The organism is Salinicoccus halitifaciens (assembly GCF_021026095.1).
GTDB classification, from domain to species: domain Bacteria; phylum Bacillota; class Bacilli; order Staphylococcales; family Salinicoccaceae; genus Lacicoccus; species Lacicoccus halitifaciens.
Genome location: NZ_JAJNCU010000002.1, coordinates 319,299 through 340,208, shown reverse-complemented (window position 1 = coordinate 340,208; position 20,910 = coordinate 319,299). Strand labels below are relative to the sequence as shown.

Genomic DNA, 20,910 nt, shown 5'->3' with positions numbered 1-20,910 from the left:
ATATTTTTTCGCAACCTTCGCTTGATTTCAGAGTCAACCTTGCGGATACGGCACCACTTTTCGCAACCTTCATTCGGGTTCAGCACCAACCTTGCGAATCCGACACTGTTTTTCGCAACCCTCACCCGGTTTCAGAGTCAACCTTGCGAATACGGCACCACTTTTCGCAACCTTCGCTTGATTTCAGAGTCAACCTTGCGAATACGGCACCACTTTTCGCAACCTTCGCTTGATTTCAGAGTCAACCTTGCGAATCCAGCACTGTTTTTCGCAGCCTTCACCCGGTTTCAGAGTCAACCTTGCGGATACGGCACCACTTTTCGCAACCTTCACACGAGTTCAGCACCAACCTTACGCCGCATTTTAAAACACAATAAAAAACCGGGCACCTCATGGTGTCCGGTAATAGATCATCTGATCTCTGCGCCGAGATGGTCGGCCAGGCGGTACAGGGCAACAATCAGCGCCCTTTCATGAACTTCCTGGTCGACGCCTTCCGGCACATTACGGCATGTCACGAAGACTTCCGTTTCATTCCCCTGCCCGATCATCGTCCATTCCTGTTCCATGATGCCTTCATACTTTTCGTCATCGGTATCGAATTCCACGGTGAAGATGACGCGGTTGTACGGCTCCAATGTTTTAAAGACACCCGTGTAGCTGTCGACATTGTCTGCCGTCTTCCCCGCCGTCTCTTTGTCATCGTATATCAGGTTGACGCGGAAAGTTCCGCCTTCAACCGCATCGAAGGATTCAATTTCCATCGTCATATCGTGCGGGGCCATCCATCTCTTGAACGCTTCCTCTTTTACAAACGACTGGTATATGCTCTCCTGCGGCGCACCGATCAGGACACTTGCCTTATCAATTCTCTTTGACATGCAATCCCTCCTATTCAGCTTATCACGCAGTTATCTCTACCCTATTTCAGCCAGCCTTTATCCTTCGCCTTTGAGATGGCTTCAATCCTGTTCTTTGCCCCAAGTTTATCCAGTACAATCGAGATGTAATTCCTCACGGTCCCGTTTGACAGGCTCAAATTTTTGGCGATGGTCTTCGTTGGCTCACCTTCAGCCAGATGCTGGACGATCTCCTGCTCCCGCTTCGTCAGCGGGTTATCCAATTCAAATGCCACATCGATCAGTTCCGGGGAGTACACCCTTTTGCCGTCCGTAATCTGCCGGATCGCATCGGCAAGTGTCTCACTCGGGCTGTCTTTCAATAAATACCCGCGCACATTGGCTTTTTTCGCCCGTTCGAAATACCCGGGCCGTAAAAACGTCGTGAGTATCATCACTTTACAGTCGGTGTCCTTCAACTTCTCGGCCGCTTCAAGACCGGTCATCACCGGCATTTCTATATCCATGAGGCAGACATCCGGTTTCAGTTCTTCGACCAGTTTCAACGCCTCTTCACCATTCACTGCTTTGCCGACGACTTCCAGATCATCTTCCAGATCCAGCAGTGAACCCAGCGCACCGAGCAGCAGGTTTTGATCTTCCGCAAGCACTATACGTATCATTTATCCTTCCTCCCTTTCCTTCAGCACTTTCGGCACTGAGACATTGATTTCGAACCCTTCAGGCGTCTGGGTGATATGCAGCTCGCCGCTCACAAATGACAGCCTCTCCCTCATACCGTCCAGGCCGTTACCGTTGAGAAATTGCTTGTTACGGGTGCCGTTATCGGATACTTTCAGCAGAAGATCACTTTTCGATTCGGACAATTCTATGAAGCTGTAGTCTGCCCCCGCATGTCTTATAACATTGTTGACCGCTTCTTTTAAGCACATGCTCAGTATGTTTTCACTCAGCTCGGGAATCTTGCCGATTTCTGCATCCACCGTTATTTCATGGTCTATGCCTGCCGTATCGAGAATGTCCCCCACCCTTTTCAGCTCTTCAGCAAGCCCATTATGCCTCATATTGCCGATCAATTCCCTGACTTCTTTCAGTGCCTGCCTTGAAGTATGGTGGATATCTTCCAGCTCATTTTTCGCTTTTACAGTATCTATATCAATCAGTTTCGATGACAGTTCACTTTTCAAGCCGATCATCGACAGTTTCTGACCCAGTGTATCATGAAGGTCACGGGCGATCCGGTTGCGTTCATCAGCAATCGCAAGCTCTGCGATCTTCTGATTTGCATCCGCAAGCTGGTCTTCCAGCTCTTCAGTCTGGATGCGGCTCCGTTTGCCGATCGGAATCAAAATGACGCCGAGCACCGTCATGATCAAAAATGGCAGATGGCTGATGAATAAAGAATAGTCGCCGATGAAACCGACCACCATCGCGGCGATCGTCGTCACAAGGTGGATCACATACATGGATATGAACCCCGCCCTGTTACGTATGATGCCCACATAAAATGCAATGAACAGTGCAAAGTACACATATCCGAACAAATAAGTCATGATGATATTGATGGCGAATTCAATGCTGAGGCCGATATATATTTTCGGTCCCTTCACGTTATACGTCAGCCAGAACACCGCAAAGAACAACAGGGTCACCGAGATTCCGAAGATGATCTCGGGAGTTGACGTCGAACGGAATATGAAGTAGAACGGCAGTATGCAGAAGATGATCCATATATACAGACTGAGTCCGGTGTTCTTGGCAAACAGATGATACCACTCTCTCATTGTGCCGCCCCCTTCATAAGATTCGCCTAATTATACCAGTTTAAAGCGCTTTAAACATTATAAAAGACCCGTCCATACCGTATATGGACGGGTCTTTATTCAACTTCAGCGAGTGCTCGCACTGTGCTTCATATTACCTTGGGCAACACGCTGCTTCAAGTCTTTGAATGTGATGAACTTCTTGTGGTCTTCATCGAACAATCTGAACTTGATCGATTCGAGGCTCGTCTTCAGTGTGATTGTCGTCGCCTGATGCAGCGGCGGTGTATTAGCGTGCGCCTCTTCAAGGTGATAATTCGGGACCCTAGGTGCCAGATGGTGGACGTGATGGTATCCGATGCTGCCCGTCATCCATTCGAGCCACTTGGGCAGTTTATAATATGAACTGCCGTCGACTGCCGCCTTGACGAAATCCCACTCTGATTCATTTTCAAAATAGGAATCTTCGAACTGGTGCTGTACATAGAACAGCCAGATGCCCGCCATTCCGGCGATGTAGATGATCGGCAGCTGGACCATGAGGAGGACATGCCATCCCAATGTGAAACCGATGGTGAGGTAAATCGCAATCAGTATCAAGGTGATGAGGTGCGTGTTCAAACGCTCTTTCCGTTTCGCCGCCTTGCGGTTGAAGCGGTTCGCACTCAGGAACAGATGCAGCGGTCCGAGGCCGAACATCACGATCGGGTTACGGTACAGTCTGTACTGCAGTTTCTTCCACTTGCTTGCTTCTTCGTATTCCTTCACCGTCATGACCCAGATGTCGCCGATGCCCCGTTTGTCGAGGTTGCCGCTCGTTGCATGGTGCATCGCATGTTCGGTCTTCCATCTATCATATGCGAAATGCGTGATGACGCCGGTGAATGTACCGAAAAAGTTGTTGAGCTTTTTATTTTTGAAAAATGAGCCGTGCGCACAGTCATGGAAAATTATGAATGAACGTATCATGAAACCTGCAGCAAGAATGCTGAATGGCAGGCTCAGCCAGAACGAAACACTGAGTGCCTGGTATGCCAGGAACCATAATAAAAAGAATGGCACGATCGTATTGAGTAATTGTATAATGCTTGTTTTTGTCTGGGACTTAGCATAGGGCATAACAGCCTTTTTCAGCTGCGCCTGTTTTTGTTTGGTCATAAGTTCCATCTCCCTGTCTTCTAGTCATCTATAATTATAGAATGCCGGAGGGAGACCGGATAGAGGATTTTGTCAGCAATAAAATATGACATTTGTCATATCCGCCGCCAAAGTTTGTGGAAATGGTTATTAAAGGTGTAAATCCGGGTATGGAAAGATAACCCAAGCAGGAGGTATTCATTATGAAATATGGTATTTCAATCACTTTAATCATTGTCATCGTCTTTGTACTTATCATTTTGATGAATAATTAAAAAAACGGCAGTCGGGGTTCCCCGGCTGCCAATTGTCATTTATATGGACTTTTATTTTTTCGCTTTGCCGATGCCTTTGAAGACCATGCCGATGATGATGGCGATGATCACCGTGGCGAGACCGAATATTAATAGTGCATTCATATCCCAGCACTCCCTTTCGTGAGTCTTTTTTTATTGATGTACCTTTTTACGGAAAAGATGAAACATCCCAGGCTGCTTATCAATTTCCGGATTCACGGCTGCTGCTGATGACTTTAATCTGAAGCGGCTTGATGCCCGAGATAAAGATGATGTAACCCACGACCAGAACGCTGAGAATCCAAAAGTTCAAAAGATCGAAAATCGAAGAAGTGAACATAATAAGCAGCAGAACCGGCAGGAGGTAGCCCACCCAAATCATCGTCCGTGAATTGGAAACTTCTACTGTGTCGCCTTGTTTTACATGCTTTGTAACAACTTTGTTCATAATTTGTTTGACTTTCAGTTCACCGGTCTCTCCTTCAAGTTCGACCTCAGCAGTATCACTTCCATATATACTGGTAACTTTCGCCTCATCAAGATAGACTTCAAGTTCCGTCCAATCAGCAGTCATCCTTTCCTTTTTCCTGATCACTTTCACCGTCATGAATCATACCCCTTTTTCTTACTGTTCCCCACGACCTCAATCTGGTAGGTCTTCATGAAGAAATCGATAAGGAACGTGATGCCGACCAGGGGAAGGAAGAAGATGAGTGACGGCCAGTATTCGATGTTGATGATCATCAACAGGCCCGGGGCGAGCGCAAAAAACAGCGCGATGAACTGCAGGATATAATGGAGCTTCCTGCGGCTGAGCAGGACGATGTCCCCATCCCTCACCGGGACCGGCTTCACCCTTTCGAATATGGGATCGAGGCTGACTTCCGCCGTTTCAGCCGGCAGAGCGACCGTCGTTTCCTCTCCTTTTTTTATCTTATCCACCTCCTCACCATTGATCGTAATGATGAGCGGCGTGACTGAATCGATCTTGTTGTATTCCCGCTTCACTTTGATATCCATTGCTGACTCACCCCTTTCCTATGTAACCGGCTTTAGTGTCCTCAACCGGATGCAGTTCGGCGTGCAAGTCGTTCTGTCTGGTTTCTCACTCAAAATCCGGATGGAAACACACGCCCTTGTTCCTCCGTCAGGATATCCAATCTGATTCCAGACGGAGCACGACGTGCAGGTCACTCCGTCCGGAATCTCACCCAAATCCCGGATGGCGTACGACTCTCGGGTCGCCCTGTCCGGAACTTCATCCAGAATCCGGCTGGATCCACGCACACGCGCCCTCCTGTCCGGAAACACGCTGTACTCACGTCTTTCCGCTCTCATGCGGCGGCTTCGGCCCCGCGCTTTCATAGTTGATGACGCCGCCGTACTCCTCTTCCGCTTCTTCACGCTCACGTGCAATTGCCCGCCTGCTTCTTTCAGCCGCGAATATGTTTTCGAGCACTTCGACTTTGAAGGTGTTCGAGTACTTGGCCGTGAGGATGACCGATAAGACGATCGGGAATAAAGCCCACAGGCCGAAATAGTCATATATCGGGAACACGACCGGCAGCAGCAGTATCGACACCAGCAGGCCGTAGAGTATATAGTTCACCCACGTATGCCGGATCAGGACGACGTCACCGTTCTTTACGGTGACTTTATTGCTCAAATCGAACACTTCATTATAATTGATGCTGAAGAGCGCCCCTTCCCGATGCAGGTCGATGGTCAGCTCTTCTTCATTCCTGATTTCTGCGAACCGCTTGTCATCCAGCTTGAAATGCACGGATTTCCAAAATCCGAAAACGCCGGTTTTCCTCACAACCCGTATGCTCATCTTTTTGTCCATCATATCCACTGCCTTTTTACAGGTTACTTTCATACTACCATTATACCCAATATCCGTGAAACCGTTTTTACTAAATGAATAAATTTCCGCAGCACCGGAAATTGTGTTTACTTTTGCATTTTACTGTATTATTATGAATATCATCTTATTTTTGAAGGAGATTTTATAATGGAAATAACTGCTTCCAAAGAAGTGCTGGGTCAGATGTTCGGCAGCCTCGAATCCATATACCCTGAAATGATAGAAATCAGAAGGGATTTTCATATGCATCCGGAGCTCTCTTTCAAAGAAGTGCGCACACCGCGCATCATTGCTGAACATTTGAGATCCCTTGAAATAGAAACACATGAAAACGTCGGCACAAGCGGTGTCGTCGGCATATTGAGGGGTGCGCACCCGGGGCCGACCGTGGCACTGCGTGCGGACTTTGATGCGCTGCCGATGAATGATGAGAAGGACGTCCCTTATAAATCGACGGTCGAAGGCGTCGCACATGCATGCGGCCACGATATACATACAACCGCCCTGATGATGGTCGAGCGCGTGCTCGTACAGTATAGGGACCAGCTGAGGGGGAATGTCATCTTTATACATCAGCATGCAGAGGAGCAGCCGCCGGGCGGTGCATCCGAAATCATCGCATCGGGCCTATTGAAGGACGTAGATTTCGTATACGGCGCGCATGTCTGGGACGAAGGCGTGACCGGCGAGATCGGATTCACCGAAGGCTATGCCATGGGTGCGGGTGACAACTTTGAAATCACCCTCCACGGCGACGGCGGCCACGGTGCCATGCCGCACACTTCGAACGATACGCTGGTGGCCGCCTGCCAGCTCGTCGGCAACCTGCAGAATATCGTGAGCAGGCACCTCGATCCCCAGAAATCGGGCGTCGTCACCGTCGGTACGATCAGATCCGGTGATTCGCATAACGTCATCCCGTCAAAGGCATACATCGCAGGCACTTCCAGATGTTACGACGATGAGACGAAAAGCATCATGCGAAAGTCGCTTGAGCATATTTCAAAAACGACCGCAGACCAGTTCGGCGTCACCGCTGAAGTCGTCTTCGCGGAAGGCTATGATGCCGTCTACAACCATATCCCCGAGACCCGCAATTTGAAATCACTCGTGGATACCCATGTGCCTGAACTGACAACGCGTGAAAAGGCACCGGCACTCACGGCTGAAGATTTTGCGGATTATTTGAAGGAATTCCCCGGCACCTTCTTTTTCGTCGGTGCACAGAAGTCTGATGCAGAGGCCAACTATACGCTGCACCACCCGAAATTCAATCCGGACGAGCGTTCGATGGCCGACATCGGAAAAGTGTTTTTGACTGCAGTGTCCCACCACCTGCTCGGACTGGAGGTCGCCAATGACTGATTCATCCAATAAAAACCATATGCCGAAGAAAAAATGGGAGATGCCGGATACGTACGTCATCGTATTCCTCGTCCTGCTCTTCGTCACTGCCGCAACATATTTTGTACCCGCCGGCATGTTCGACCGTGAAGAGGTCGACGGTGTGGAGCGCGTCATTTCGGGATCCTTCAGCGAAGCCGCACAGAACCCTGCAGGATTCATGGATGTGTTCCTGGCGATACAGGCAGGGATGGTCGATTCCGCAGGCCTGATCTTCCTCGTGCTGTTTGCAGGCGGCATGTTTGAAGTCATTGAACGCTCGGGTGCCATCAGGGCCGGCATGCTGTCGACGATTTCCACCATGAGAGGCAAAGAGTTCCTGCTGATCGCAGTCATCACCATCCTGTTCGCACTCGGCGGTGCCGTCGGTGCGCTTGCCAACTCCGTCATACCGTTTGTCGCAATCGGCGTCATGCTTGCCCGTGCATTGAGACTCGATGCGATCGTCGCGGTCGCCATCACGTTCAACGCGGCATTCATCGGCTTCACCGCCGGGTTCCTGAACCCCTACACCGTCGGTATCGCCCATAACATCGCCGACGTGCCTTTATTCTCGGGCATGCTTTTCAGGGTCATCGCATTCGTCCTGTTCGTCAGCATATCGATATGGTATACATGGCGCTACTGCAAAAAGATCATGGATGACTCGGAAAGGAGCCTGATGGGCGTCCTTGAACCGGAAGCGGATGATCCTGAGCTCGATGATACATTCACCGTAAGACATAAGCTCGTGCTCGGCTGGACGGCCGCCGCGCTCGCATTCTTCGTGTTTGCGGTGGTCCAGTTCCAGTGGACGACCGACCATATGGCGGCATTCTTCATCATCATCGGCCTTGTGGCCGGTGTGATCGCCGGAATGAACTACAACACGCTGACACTCACCTTTTTGGAAGGATGTAAGAAGCTCGTATATGGTGCACTGATCATCGGGCTCGCCCGTGCAGTGCTCGTGATCATGGAGAATGCGAACATACTCGATACGCTCGTAAACTCGCTTGCGACACCCCTGGAAGCACTGTCGCCGGTGCTGACTGCGATCGGGATGTTCGTCATCAACTCGATCTTCAACTTCTTCATACCTTCAGGCAGCGGCCAGGCAGCGATCATGATGCCGATACAGGTCCCTCTTGCGGATATGATCGGCATCACGAGGCAGGTGACCGTGCTCGCCTTCCAGTTCGGGGACGGGCTGTCGAATTCGATCTACCCGACATCCGGACCGCTCATGGCAAGCCTTGCGGTTGCTGCGGTGCCGTGGCTGAAATGGGCGAGGTGGTTCCTGCCGCTGTTCCTGCTGCTGTCGCTTGCATCAATCATACTTTTGACGGTGGCCGTGTACATCAACCTCGGACCCCTGTAAATGATTGTGTGTAACGTGTATTTAAAAATCATATAAAGGGTATATATTGGAAGAAGAACGCCAAAGAGTGGAGGTCTGCCATGAACGCTCAGGAAAAGAAGATTTATGCGCTTGCCGGGGAAAAGGATGAAGTGATCGTTTTGGCACCGAGGAAAGACCCGTCTTTTGCCAAGCTCTCGATCAAAAGCTTCGAGAACATGCCTTTCACTTCAAAATCGGCCCTGGCTGCGAGAGTCAGGAAAAATTCATACTTCCTCATCAGGAACGATGAAAAAGCGACTCTATATTCCGTGGACGACAGCCTGTATTATGCCAGTTATGATGTAACCGAAGAGGTCAATGCCTCGCCCGACCCGTATTCCTTCGTATTCATGGGGTTCAAATTCAAGTTCCACAAAATACTCTGATGAAAAATGCCACCGCAACATTTTGAGGCCGCACCTCAATCTGCACGGTGGCATCTTTTTATGCTTTCAAAAATCTGAGCATGAGTTTATTGACGATTTCAGGCCGTTCGTGCATCACCCAGTGTGTGACATCCTCCACCCAGTGGATATCGCCTGCCTTGAGCAGCCTGAAACTTTCTTCGGCCAGTTCCTTTGATAAAAACTGGTCCCCCGTCCCCCAGATGATCTGCACGGGCACCTCCACATCCTTACTGAGGTCCGGGAAGCTTTTCGGCGCGGCACGGTACCAGTTCAGCATCGCAGTCACCGTGCCTTTCTCGGACCAGGCACTTCTGTATTGTTCCAGCTCTTCTTCGCTGAACGTGTTTTTATTGCTGGTGGTGGTCAGGGCCCGCACCATCATCTGATGGTCATTCATGGTGAGGAGTTTTTCTGGCAGGTTCGGCAGCTGGAAGAAGCCGATATAACTGCTTTTGAAGAGCTGTTTGGGGTATTTCCTCATCGCCTCCGGCATGACCGCCGGATGCGGGATGTTCACGGCAATGAACTTCTTCACTCTCTCAGGCCGGGTCGATGCAAGATGCCAGCCGACCGCCCCGCCCCAGTCATGGCCCGCGATGTTCGCTTTCTCTAAACCGAAATGGTCCATGATGGCGATGACGTCGTCACGGAGCTTGTCGATATGATAATTTTCCACCCCTTCAGGTTTGCCGCTTTTGTTGTAGCCGCGCTGGTCGGGGATGATGACCCTGAAACCCGCGTCCGCCAGCGCATCGATCTGATGCCGCCAGCCGTACCAGAATTCCGGGAAGCCGTGCAGCAGGATGACCGGCTCCCCCGCCTCTCCTGCAACTTTCATATGGAGCTTCACACCGCCTGCGTCCATATATACCGATTCATATTCCTTCATTGAAATCACCTCAATTGAAGTATACCCCGTGCAGCGCTCATGAAATCCGGGTGCACATCCTTTTATCATATGCATTTTGCATGATATCATTAAAGTGACCAGTGATTAATTAATGAGGTGATCAAATGAATGATAATAAAATTTCATTCCTCGTCTACGGTGCATTTTTCCTGATACTGCCCGTCATCCACCTTGGGAACCTGCTCATCAACGGTGTGCCCCTGCCGCTCATGACTTTCTACAGTCTGCTCATCGTCGCTGTGATGAGTTTCTGCTTTTCCTACCTTGCCCCGAATTTCGGGAAAAATGATGAGACGGATAAGTACAGAATCGTAAGGCGGAGCGTCATCACCGGCTTTATCGCCCTGTTCATAGCGATGGCGGTGGGACTGCTGCTTATGGCGCTTGATTTCCTGGGGATCAGTTTATTCCATCTCATCCTGATCTTCATCACCGTACTCATCTCCGCCGCCTTCATATCCGCAGTGATTTATACGAAAAGGAATCTCGAAACACAGTGATGAATGAAGAAATCCCCATGCAGCGCACTGCATGGGGATTGATGTATTCACGTGTCTTTTTTCCTGCTGCGGTCATCGGAGTCTTTCCTGCGTTTGAAACCGAGTGCCTCCGCCTTTTTGTACAGTGCTTTTGAACGTGCCTTGGAAGCCTTCAGCATCTCGCGCTGACGCTTGCCGATATCACTACTGGATTTCTTGAATGAAGCACTCACCATACAGTCACCCCGCATCGATCTTTACATTCATATTATCATAATAATATGCGAGGCCACAAATGTCAGCGTAAAATTTCAACGTATCGACATCCTCCTCGATAAAGCCGTCGATGCCCTCACTTTGGATGCATAACACTCCGACGGTCGCTTGGTTGATCTTGACCGGCAGACCGATCACCGAGCCGTAATTGTGGATCGGTGAAAAATCCCCTTCAAAATAGCCGCTTTCATTGATGTTGTTGACCAGCTCCACCTCGCCGGTCTCCCATATCCTCCCGGCGAACCCTTCACCCGGACTGAATTCCCTTGTATCCACCGAAATCAGGTTCACCCTGTGGTATGCGGCCATCTTCAGTTTGCCGTCATCCGCCATGAACAATGTCGAGGATTTATCGGCACGATCCTTGTGCAGGACGGTGATCGACTCATCCAGTACATTGTCATAAAACTCCCTGACCCAGCCCGGCCTCCCATCCGCCATCAGCCCCATCAGGGTGCGGATGAGCCGGCTGCTGTTATTATGGTGTCTGATATATGTTTCACTGACATACTGTATGTCCTCAAGCTCTGCATCCTTCATCTCCAGTTCATGCAGCAGCGTCTCTGTGAAGGCCTTGAGTTGTGCAAGCTCGTTTTGGAGCTCTTTATTGTCCGACCTGATGTTTTTGATTTCCTCCTGCGGCACATCTTCGAACACGGGATCATACACCGGGTTGTTGAACCTGAGCCCGAAGAGCGATATCTTCTCCGCCGAAGACCTGAAACCCCGGGCCGATTCCACAATCAGCGTGTAAAACCCGGTGGCGGCGCAGACGGCGGTGATGATGGTGATGTAGCTGATCCCGATGCCTGTCTGCTCCAGCAGCCTCGCGGTGCCCGCGCTGAAGAGGATCAAGGCTGTCACAACGAAAATAAGACTGATCACATAACTGAAAAAATGTTTTGCCGACATGATAAACCCCCCGCCCATCCAAAAAAGAACATATGTTCGTATTAAATATAATACATTCCAGGAAAAATATCAATCGGCAATGTCGTGATGGCTTCCGGAACGGTGCATTGAAATATCCGATGTTTAACACCCCCACCCCTTCAGGGTATAGACCATTGATCAATCAAGGAGGGTATTTTATTTATGAAAGTACTTGTAGTAGGCGCAAATGGACAGATCGGCCATCAGGTCGTTGAAAAGCTGAAGGACAAGGGCCATGACCCGGTCGCCATGGTGCGCAAGGAAGAACAGGCGGAAAAATTCAAGGAAAAGGGCATCGAGACGGTGCTCGGTGATCTCCAGGAAGACTTTTCACATGCATTTGAAGGTGTGGATACGGTCGTGTTCGCAGCAGGTTCCGGGGGTGACACCGGTGCCGATATGACAATCATCATCGACCAGGAAGGCGCCATCGAAAGCATGGAGAATGCCAAGGATGCCGGAGTCAAGCACTTCATCATCGTCAGCTCCATGGGGGCTGAGGCGCCTAAGGAATACGACGATATCAAGCATTATTTATATGCGAAGCACCGCGCCGATGAGCACCTGAAAGCTTCCGGGCTCGATTATACGATCATCCGTCCGGGCATGCTTGAAAACGGGGCTGGCACGGGTAAAGTGAGCCTGTCCGAAGAGAATCAGGAATTTGGCAATGTCCAGCGTGAAGATGTCGCCTCTGTCATCGTGCAGGCGGTCGATGCCGATAAGGCCGAGAATAAAGTGTACACCCTGCTCGAAGGTGACACGCCGGTCGAAGATCTGTTCAAATAAAATAATGAAATTCATGTCCGCACGGCATCTTCCAGGTTGAAGGTATCGTGCGGATTTTTATTGAAATCCCCTGCCCGCTTCAAGGACATCATGCAGTTTTATTTTTCCGGGACGCGGGTAGACGAATGGCGAAAACATGTATAAGGAGTGATTGAGTGAGCAGCAAGGACATGCTGGTTTACGCAGGCAACCCGACGTTCTGGGGGCTTCCGGAAACGAGGGATGTTGAAGGCAAGGATATCACCATCATGGGGGTGCCCTTCGATGTGGGTGTGACGAACAGGCCCGGGGCACGCTTCGGACCGAGGTCGGTGCGTGAAATATCCATCCACGATATGAAGACCCACTATCCTTGGCGTTATGACGTGAAAGAAAAACTGGATATGGCGGATTACGGCGATGTCGGTTACGACATCGGCATTGAGCAGACCAGTCAGATGATCGAGGAGACATACCGGCATGCCGGGAAGATTTTCGGATCAGGATCAAAACTTTTGACCATCGGCGGCGATCATACGATCCCCTACGGCATGGTGCGTGCGGCAAAAGAAAAGTATGGAAAGTTGTCCCTCCTCCATATCGACAGCCACCAGGATTCAATCGCAAGTGAAGGCGTCAAAATTTCGCATGCCTCCTTCGCCCATGACCTCGCTGAAGAAGGTGCGATCGATGCCGAAAAGTCGGTACAGGCTTATATTCGTACGGAGATGCCGAACGAATTTAATTACAACATCATCTATGCAAATGAAGCGATGTCCGAAGGTCCAAAGGCACTCGCCGAGAAAGTGAAGTCGATCATCGGGGACAACCCCGTCTACCTCTCTTTTGACGTCGACTCGCTGGATCCGGCATTCGCACCGGGCACGGGCACGCCGGTGCCGGGCGGCCCTTCCACCCAGGAGATGCGCCTGTTCTTGAGCAACCTTAAAGGACTCAACGTGGTGGCCGCCGATCTCGTGGAAGTTTCACCAAGCTACGACACCGCCCAGGTGACTGCCCTTGCAGGGGCCTCGGTTGCCAAAGACCTGATATACCTCATGGCGGAAAAGATCGATGATTGATGATACGGCCGGCGGATGGCATCTGCCGGCCTTTAGTTTTTTTAGCGGGAACATGGGTAAGGAAAAGATAAGAGTATATTTAAGGAGTGATCACGTGAACAGCATTAATATGTTGGCTTATGCCGGTCATGCGACTTTCTGGGGCCTGCCCCCTTCAAGGGAGGTTGAAGGCAGGGACATCACAGTGATGGGTGTGCCATTCGAACTGGGTCTGACAAGGCGGCCCGGGGCACGGTTCGGACCGCGCTCGATCCGGGAAGCATCAGTGCATGATATGAGTATGCATTATCCATGGCCTTATGACATAAAAGAGGAAAATGACTTGATCGATTACGGGGACGTGGGCTACGATCTTGGCGAGACACGGCTCAACTACATGCTTGAAGAAAGTTATAAGCACGCAAGCAAGATTCTGGCCGGCGGTTCGAAGCTGTTGACCATCGGGGGCGACCATACGGTGGCATACAGCACGATCCGGGCGGCAAAAGAGAAGCATGGGAAATTATCCCTCCTCCATATCGACAGCCACCAGGAATCGCTCCCGGGCAGCAGTAATAAGATTTCACGGAATTCATTCGCCCATGACCTCGCTGAAGAAGGTGCAATAGATCCCGGGACATCTGTGCAGGCATATGTAAGGACGAGTATGCCGAAAGATTTCGAGTACAATATCATTTATGCGAAGGAGGCGATGACACAAGGTCCGGAAGCACTTGCCGAAAAAGTGAAGTCGGTCATCGGGGACAATCCCGTATACCTCACCTTCGACATCGATGCACTCGACCCCGCTTTTGCCCCCGGGACCGCGACGCCGGTGCCCGGCGGCCCTTCCACGAGGGAAATGCGCCTGTTCCTGGAACACCTCGCCGGATTGAACATCGTCGCCGCCGACCTGGTCGAGGTGACGCCAAGCTATGATTCCGGGGAGATGACCGCCGTCGCCGCTGCATCCATTGGAAAAGACCTGCTCCATCTGCTCGCCGGAAACAAGGCTTGAATCCATATGTAATGAAATAAAGCCCCCGGACCGTCCATATGACGGTTTCGGGGGCTTCATTATATTCAAATTAAGAAGGATTCCTTCTCTCTTTCGCATTTGCCGGGAAAGGCCCGTTCTTAAGCAGATAAATATGGAAAAGATATTCACCCACCGCAATGATGACTGCAGAAATGATTGCAGCAACCGCAACTGTACCACCGCTCATATCAGTCAATGCAAGACCGAGCAGCCATACAACCAGGAATGTCACGACCAGGTCGGAAATGGTCGCCACCATGTTGCCTGCAGCAGGCAGGATGCCCAGATCACCTGCAAGGTAGGAAATTGCACCGAGTACAATCGTCGTCACCAGGATCATCGGCCAGAATGACATATCATATCCGACACCGAGAACAATCCATAAAACGATAAGCGTCATGATTCCTTTGATGCCGAGTGCTTTGACGTGTTCCACGAAATTCCCTCCACTTCATAATCAAGAATTATGTTCTGTAGGACTTTACCCGGAAATGTATGTAGAAAACATATATAAATGAAATGATGAAATATTTTAATAATCCGCACACATCAGTATAATGGTATGTAAAACAAGTTAAGGGGAAATTGGATTATGAAAGGCAGGAAAAAGATCAAACCCGACGATTTTGCGGCCGCTTTTTTGAATAAACGCCCCAAAGTCATCTACAGCCAGTTCATCGATGACTTAAAAGGTGTCATCACACTCGATCAGTTCGAGAAGATGGTCGTCACCTTCAATCAGGATATCGGACAGTTTTATTTGAAGCATGTGGCCCATCTCGGTATGCATACGCATTACTTGTGGGTCGACGACAAAAGGAAAAAGGCGCTCAGCGTGTACTTCGGAGAGGATGAGATGATACATATGCTCACCATGAAACCATTCACCGTCTTCAAGGACTACGGGAAAAGTGTTTCCGAAGTTTCGTACACGATGCCTGTAAAAGAGGAATGGCTTGTCTTCTGGGGCGGCGACAATGAATTCATCAACTATCACTATGTGTACGGATCACAGAGGTATGCCTATGACCTCCTCCAGATGAAAGACGGGAAGACGCATAAGGGCGACCCCCTGCAGAATGAGAATTACCATGCCTTCGACAAGGAAATCACCGCACCCGCCGGCGGGAAGGTCGTCAAAGTGGTGAACCATATACGTGATAATGTGCCCGGCGAAATGAATGAAAAAAGACCCAGCGGCAACCATGTCATCATCCAGCATGCACATAAGGAATACAGCATGATCGCCCATCTCAAAAAAGAGTCGATCACCGTCGAAGAAGGCGACATCGTCCAGCAGGGCGACACCTTAGGCAGATGCGGCAATTCCGGCAACTCATCAGAACCCCACCTCCATTTCCAGGTGATGGATAAAGCCAGGGCCGTCCGAGCCAAGTCATTCCGCATCAGATTTTCCGACGGCAGCACACCCATGCAGGGGGATATTGCGAAGCCGACGCCCGATCCTAGCAGAAAGAAGTTCACCCCCGACCATCTTAAGCCGGCGGCGTCAACGGACAACCGCTCGATCATGGAAGCCGTCTCCGATTCCGTCGCCAGGTGGTTCAGGCGGTGAATAAAGCCCCGCTTCCCCCGGTTTGATGCGATTTCAGCTGCTGTCCAGCCGGTTTCTGTCCGGATATCCTCTTGGAATCCGGATGGAGTGCCTCGTCCTGCAAGCCCTGTCCGGATATCCCTCAAGAAACCGGATGGAGGCCCGCCCCCTAGAAGCTCCGTCTGGATAGCCTTCAAGAATCCGGATGGAGCGCCGCTCTTTATTCAAGCTGTCCCATTCCAACTAAAAATCCCGGATGGATTACTCGTTACAAGAGTATCCATCCGGGATATTAAATTTGATTCAGGATTTTTATTCAAAAGTGACGTCTTCCAGCCTGACTGCGCCGGAAGGGTCGACTTCCACGCCGTTGACGGCGCTGTTGTTCACACCGATCATGAAGTTGTTATGGAAGATGTAGCTCATCGGCACTTCCTCCACCAGTATCTCCTGGGCTTCTGTGTACGCATCATATCTCACGTCTTCATCAGGTTCGGTGCGTCCCTGATCCAGCAGATCGTCAAGTTCTGGGTTGGAGTACCATGTCCTGTTGCCTGATGCATCGATGCTGTCGGTATGGAACAATGCATATAATCCATAGTCCGCATCACCGGTCACAGTCGTCCAGCCGTGGATGAACATGTCCTGGTCGCCTGTTGCGAGTATATCAAGGTATGCGCCCCACTCGAACTGCTCGATTTCCACATCGATATTCAGCTCGCCGAGCCTCTCCTGGATAAACAGTGCCGTGTCCCTGATCTCCTGGTCTTCACTGATCCAGATCTTTGTGCTGAAGCCGTCCGCGACATCCGTCTCAGCAAGCAGTTCACGCGCCTGCTCCAGGTCGAATGTCCGCCCCTCGAGATCTTCGTTGTAGCCCCATACATCAGGTGCGAGCGGCCCTTCTGCCGGCACACCCATATCGTCATAGACACCGGATATAATCTCTTCTTTATCAATCGCATGGGCGATCGCCTGACGGACCCTCACATCATCGAAAGGTTCCTTTTCAACATTCATGCCGAGATAATTCAGCCTCACCGATTCCCTCTCGACGAGTTCAGTATCCTGCCCTTCGGAAATCCGGGACGCATTGGATGAATCGACGTCGGTCGCAATATCGATGCCGCCCGTTTCAAGCTCGGCCATCCTCGCACCTGATTCCGGCAGCACGCGGAATGTCACCGTTTCAAAATTTCTCTCCCCGCGCTGGAAATCTTCAAATTTGGTTGTGACCACTTCCTCGCCTGCAGATCTTGATTCAAGCATGAGATGGTTCGTGCCGTCTGTTTCTGTACTCAGCACCTGGCCGATATGTTCGGTGATCTGATCCATGACTTCCTCGAATTCATCTCCCCCGGCCTCACGCAGTTCATAATATTCATCAGGCGTCATATCCACACCCGCTTCATCGAGCGCGGCCTGATAGTCCTCATCGATGAGTTCCTTTGAAATGATGCCGGCCGTACTGTGCGCAAGGTGGCTCGGCAGCGGCGCAAAAGGATACTCGGTGTGCAGGTTCACTTCATAGTCCCCCACGACTTCCACCTCTTCGATCATTTCAAATAAAAACGTCACCGCCGAACCGACCGCAGGGTCCCTGACCCTGTCGAGCGTCGCCTTCACATCTTCCGCCGTGAAATCGGAACCGTTATGAAAAGTCGTCCCTTCCCTTAATGTCAGATTCCATACATCATCTTCCGCAGCTTCCCACTCATCCGCAAGCCCCGGCTCCAGTTCCATATCGACCGTCTGGAAAATCAACGGTTCGTATATATTCCGCCGGACTTGTGATGAAGCGGAGTCATTCGAACCGTGCGGATCCAGCGTGACGACGTCATCCGCACTGCCGATGACGATGTCACCGGTCGCTTCCCCGCCGGAGTCTTCCGCACTTTCCTCCACCCCGCCGTCATCGGTGCACGCCTGCAGAATAAAGACCACTGCCAAAATGAACGGCAGATACAACAATTTCTTCATATGAAATTTCCCCCTTTTAATTTCATTGTAGACATAATGAAAACGCACTTCAATGAAATTTTTAAATTTTCAGAATGAAATGGATGTGGTGACTCCCCCGCTGTCTGTAGTATCATAAGATATGAATGGATACACCACACTGGAATAATTTAAGCAAGGATGATCATTGTGCAAATAATCATGTCCCACGTGAATACCGATTTCGATGCCCTGGCTTCACTGATCGCAGCGAAGAAGCTCCATCCCGAGGCGAAAGTCGTCATCCCGAATGAACAGACGGCGCCCGTCAGGCAGTTTCTGACGATCTACAGGGACACTTTCGACATGACCGACGATCACCTGGTCAAATGGGAGGAAGTGACCAGCCTGATTCTTGTGGATACCGCCTCACTCTCAAGGCTCGGCAATTATACAAAGAAACTCGATGCAGAAAAATTGGATATCACGGTGTACGATCACCACCCGCCGGGCTCGAAGGATGTCAAGGCGGCCCGCAGGGTGATTGAACCGGTCGGGGCGACGGTCACTTTATTGATAGAAGAGATCATCCGGCGCAAAATCCCCATCTCGTCATTCGAAGCGACGCTGTTCGGGCTCGGAATCTACACCGACACCGGCTCCTTCACATTCCCGAATACGACGGACAGGGATTTCCAGGCGGCAAGCTTCCTGATGAAGAATGAAATGAATCTCGAGATCATCCAGCGCTTTGCAGACTACAAGCTCACACCGGATCAGCAGGACCTTCTGAACCAGCTGTTCCGCAATGCAAAGACATATTACAGGGACGGGCTGAAATTTCTCGTGTGCGCCTATCAGATCGATGTCTATCTGCGGGAGCTTGCGACCATTGCGGATAAACTTCTCGACATCAGCGGGGCCGACATGGTGCTCACGGTCGTCAAGATGGAGAAGCATGTGCACATCGTCGGCCGGTGCAATTCGAACCGTGTGAACCTGCTGCCGCTCCTTGAAAAATTCGACGGCGGCGGGCATCCGCAGGCGGGATCTGCCACGGTCAAAAGAAGCGGGCTTGATGAAGTGCTCGGGCAGGTCAACAGCCATCTCGACCTGATTTTAAAACCCGCCATCACCGCCGAAGACATCATGGCGAGTCCCGTGAAGATGCTGCCGCCGGATACGAAGATCAGGGAAGCGGGCCACCTCATGTACCGTTACGGGCATTCCGGCTACCCCGTCGTCGAGGATGACCGGCTGATCGGCATCATCACCCGCCGCGACCTCGACAAGGCCAATCACCACGGCCTCGGCCATGCGCCGATCAAGGCGTATATGAGCCGCAACCCGAGGACGATCAAACCTGAGACGACGATTGAAGAGATGCAGCGGCTCATCATCGACAACAACATCGGGCGCCTCCCCGTCATGGAGGACGGTCAGCCGATCGGCATCGTCACAAGGACCGACATCATCGAAGTGATGCATAACCAGGAGCTGAGCGAGGACCTCCGGCGGCCCGACATTAAAAACTTGAAAGAGGAGATGGAGAAGCAGCTGCCGGAAAGCACGAACTCCCTCCTCACCGACATCAGCAGGACGGCGGAGCGCACTGGTATGCGGGTATACCTCATCGGCGGCATCGTGCGCGACCTCTTCCTCGAACGTCCTAATGATGATATCGACATCGTCGTCGAAGGGAACGGCATCGACTTTGCCGAGCATCTCCGCACCGATTACGGCGGCAGCGTCAAAATGCATGAAACGTTCGGCACCGCCTCATGGATCCACCCGTCGGGGCTCTACATCGATGTGACGTCCGCGCGCCTCGAATATTACGAGCGCCCGGCGTCACTCCCGGATGTCGAACTGTCCACGCTGAGTGAAGACCTGTACCGCAGGGACTTCACGATCAATTCGATGGCGCTGTGTTTGAACCCGGAAGTGTTCGGCGACCTCGTCGACCCGTTCAACGGCCAGGCCGACCTCAGGAGCAAGACGATCAAAGTGCTGCATAACCTGAGTTTCATCGACGACCCGACCCGGATTTTGAGGGCTGTGCGATTCGAGACCCGCTTCGACTTCCTGATGGATAAGCAGACCGAAAGCCTCGCACTGAATTCGATGGCGAGGATGCGGGATTTATCCGCCCACCGGATCGTCGAGGAGATGAAGCGGCTGTTCAAGGATGAAGATCCGCCCGGGACGATCAAAAGGCTCTTCAAGCTTACATTCTGGCAGCAGTTCGGCGTGGATGACGGGAGTGCCGAACAGAGCTATATACACGCCGGCCAGCTCAAGATGTTCTATGAGATCCATAAGCCGCCCGCCGGGACTAAGCCGCGGTGGTTCAATTATTTCGCGATCCCCTTCTTCACAAGCAAAAAGATGTATCTGATGAGCCAATTCTCACTGACCAAACGGAACAATAAATTCCTCCAGGACATCCGGAACCTCTCCGATATGGAAGGTGTCGAACAGATCAGGGAACCCGGCGAGTTCCACCGCTTCCTGAAACACTATGAGGACGAGGCGATCATTTTCATGATTGCGAAGGAAAACATGGAAAATGAAGATATCATCACATCTTATTTGAAGAGACGCATCGATATGCCCGTCTTTCTGACCGGGGAGGATCTGATCCAGGAAGGCATGAAACCCGGTCCCCACTTCAGGGGCATACTCCTGGAGCTCGAAGTCGCGGTGTTGAACGGCGAAATCAACACCAGGGATGAAGCCGTAGCGTGGCTCCATGAAAATCATATGAAGTAAAAAACAAAGCAAGGGATGAGTAAATCACCCCTTGCTTTTTTCGTGATAAGACTTTAGTATACGA

The 20,910-nt window shown here is 51.1% G+C and carries 21 protein-coding genes; 9 read left to right on the top strand and 12 right to left on the bottom strand.

Features of this window, described 5'->3' with window-relative positions; translation table 11 throughout:
* Positions 1–410: 410 nt before the first annotated feature.
* The 7 genes from LPW40_RS06265 to LPW40_RS06235 form a co-directional block, all read right to left on the bottom strand.
* Positions 411–881: an SRPBCC domain-containing protein gene (locus tag LPW40_RS06265; protein ID WP_230821371.1), complete on the bottom strand. Its 471-nt coding sequence runs from the start codon at positions 879–881 to the stop codon at positions 411–413.
* Positions 882–922: 41 nt separating this feature from the next.
* On the bottom strand, positions 923–1,522 hold the full coding sequence (locus LPW40_RS06260; RefSeq protein ID WP_230821370.1) for a response regulator transcription factor: 600 nt from the start codon (positions 1,520–1,522) through the stop codon (positions 923–925).
* Complete coding sequence (locus tag LPW40_RS06255) at positions 1,523–2,644, bottom strand: sensor histidine kinase (RefSeq protein ID WP_230821369.1); 1,122 nt, start codon at positions 2,642–2,644, stop codon at positions 1,523–1,525.
* A 105-nt stretch (positions 2,645–2,749) separates the two neighbouring features.
* Positions 2,750–3,781, bottom strand: a complete 1,032-nt coding sequence (desA, locus tag LPW40_RS06250) for a Delta(5) desaturase DesA (RefSeq protein WP_230821368.1) — start codon at positions 3,779–3,781, stop codon at positions 2,750–2,752.
* A 477-nt stretch (positions 3,782–4,258) separates the two neighbouring features.
* Complete coding sequence (locus LPW40_RS06245) at positions 4,259–4,663, bottom strand: hypothetical protein (RefSeq protein WP_230821367.1); 405 nt, start codon at positions 4,661–4,663, stop codon at positions 4,259–4,261.
* Complete coding sequence (locus tag LPW40_RS06240) at positions 4,660–5,076, bottom strand: hypothetical protein (RefSeq protein WP_230821366.1); 417 nt, start codon at positions 5,074–5,076, stop codon at positions 4,660–4,662. The genes LPW40_RS06245 and LPW40_RS06240 overlap by 4 nt, the downstream gene beginning before the upstream one ends.
* 298 nt (positions 5,077–5,374) lie before the next feature.
* Positions 5,375–5,902: a hypothetical protein gene (locus LPW40_RS06235; protein WP_230821365.1), complete on the bottom strand. Its 528-nt coding sequence runs from the start codon at positions 5,900–5,902 to the stop codon at positions 5,375–5,377.
* Between the two features lie 168 nt (positions 5,903–6,070).
* On the opposite strand from LPW40_RS06235, the gene LPW40_RS06230 reads away from it, so the two are divergent.
* From LPW40_RS06230 to LPW40_RS06220, 3 genes are all read left to right on the top strand, one after another.
* Positions 6,071–7,288 carry a M20 metallopeptidase family protein gene (locus LPW40_RS06230; RefSeq protein WP_230821364.1) on the top strand — a complete coding sequence of 406 codons (1,218 nt, stop codon included), beginning with the start codon at positions 6,071–6,073 and terminating at the stop codon, positions 7,286–7,288.
* Positions 7,281–8,687, top strand: a complete 1,407-nt coding sequence (locus LPW40_RS06225; protein ID WP_230821363.1) for a YfcC family protein — start codon at positions 7,281–7,283, stop codon at positions 8,685–8,687. The genes LPW40_RS06230 and LPW40_RS06225 overlap by 8 nt, the downstream gene beginning before the upstream one ends.
* A gap of 80 nt (positions 8,688–8,767) precedes the next feature.
* Complete coding sequence (locus LPW40_RS06220) at positions 8,768–9,094, top strand: hypothetical protein (protein WP_230821362.1); 327 nt, start codon at positions 8,768–8,770, stop codon at positions 9,092–9,094.
* Between the two features lie 58 nt (positions 9,095–9,152).
* On the opposite strand, the gene LPW40_RS06215 is transcribed toward LPW40_RS06220, so the two are convergent.
* Positions 9,153–10,004, bottom strand: coding sequence for an alpha/beta fold hydrolase (locus LPW40_RS06215; protein ID WP_230821361.1), 852 nt, complete (start codon positions 10,002–10,004; stop codon positions 9,153–9,155).
* A 125-nt stretch (positions 10,005–10,129) separates the two neighbouring features.
* On the opposite strand from LPW40_RS06215, the gene LPW40_RS06210 reads away from it, so the two are divergent.
* On the top strand, positions 10,130–10,525 hold the full coding sequence (locus tag LPW40_RS06210; RefSeq protein WP_230821360.1) for a hypothetical protein: 396 nt from the start codon (positions 10,130–10,132) through the stop codon (positions 10,523–10,525).
* A gap of 47 nt (positions 10,526–10,572) precedes the next feature.
* Here LPW40_RS06210 and LPW40_RS06205 read toward each other — a convergent pair whose 3' ends face one another.
* Positions 10,573–10,740 (bottom strand): hypothetical protein, encoded by a 168-nt coding sequence (locus tag LPW40_RS06205; RefSeq protein ID WP_179647111.1) that lies wholly within the window; start codon positions 10,738–10,740, stop codon positions 10,573–10,575.
* 4 nt (positions 10,741–10,744) lie between these two features.
* Complete coding sequence (locus tag LPW40_RS13685) at positions 10,745–11,665, bottom strand: GAF domain-containing protein (RefSeq protein ID WP_230821359.1); 921 nt, start codon at positions 11,663–11,665, stop codon at positions 10,745–10,747.
* A 210-nt stretch (positions 11,666–11,875) separates the two neighbouring features.
* Between LPW40_RS13685 and LPW40_RS06195 the strand changes: the two genes are divergently transcribed.
* The 3 genes from LPW40_RS06195 (at position 11,876) to speB (LPW40_RS06185) (ending at position 14,560) form a co-directional block, all read left to right on the top strand.
* Positions 11,876–12,502, top strand: a complete 627-nt coding sequence (locus LPW40_RS06195; RefSeq protein WP_230821358.1) for an SDR family oxidoreductase — start codon at positions 11,876–11,878, stop codon at positions 12,500–12,502.
* A 155-nt stretch (positions 12,503–12,657) separates the two neighbouring features.
* A complete protein-coding gene (gene speB, locus LPW40_RS06190; protein ID WP_230821357.1) occupies positions 12,658–13,563 on the top strand; it encodes an agmatinase in 906 nt (301 codons plus the stop codon).
* 94 nt (positions 13,564–13,657) lie between these two features.
* Positions 13,658–14,560: an agmatinase gene (gene speB, locus LPW40_RS06185; protein ID WP_230821356.1), complete on the top strand. Its 903-nt coding sequence runs from the start codon at positions 13,658–13,660 to the stop codon at positions 14,558–14,560.
* A 70-nt stretch (positions 14,561–14,630) separates the two neighbouring features.
* Here speB (LPW40_RS06185) and LPW40_RS06180 read toward each other — a convergent pair whose 3' ends face one another.
* Positions 14,631–15,017: a DUF2512 family protein gene (locus LPW40_RS06180; protein WP_097039841.1), complete on the bottom strand. Its 387-nt coding sequence runs from the start codon at positions 15,015–15,017 to the stop codon at positions 14,631–14,633.
* Between the two features lie 156 nt (positions 15,018–15,173).
* On the opposite strand from LPW40_RS06180, the gene LPW40_RS06175 reads away from it, so the two are divergent.
* Positions 15,174–16,157 (top strand): M23 family metallopeptidase, encoded by a 984-nt coding sequence (locus tag LPW40_RS06175; RefSeq protein WP_230821355.1) that lies wholly within the window; start codon positions 15,174–15,176, stop codon positions 16,155–16,157.
* Between the two features lie 291 nt (positions 16,158–16,448).
* On the opposite strand, the gene LPW40_RS06170 is transcribed toward LPW40_RS06175, so the two are convergent.
* Positions 16,449–18,116 carry a glutathione ABC transporter substrate-binding protein gene (locus LPW40_RS06170; protein ID WP_230821354.1) on the bottom strand — a complete coding sequence of 556 codons (1,668 nt, stop codon included), beginning with the start codon at positions 18,114–18,116 and terminating at the stop codon, positions 16,449–16,451.
* A 180-nt stretch (positions 18,117–18,296) separates the two neighbouring features.
* On the opposite strand from LPW40_RS06170, the gene LPW40_RS06165 reads away from it, so the two are divergent.
* On the top strand, positions 18,297–20,846 hold the full coding sequence (locus LPW40_RS06165) for a CBS domain-containing protein (RefSeq protein WP_230821353.1): 2,550 nt from the start codon (positions 18,297–18,299) through the stop codon (positions 20,844–20,846).
* Positions 20,847–20,910 lie beyond the last annotated feature (64 nt).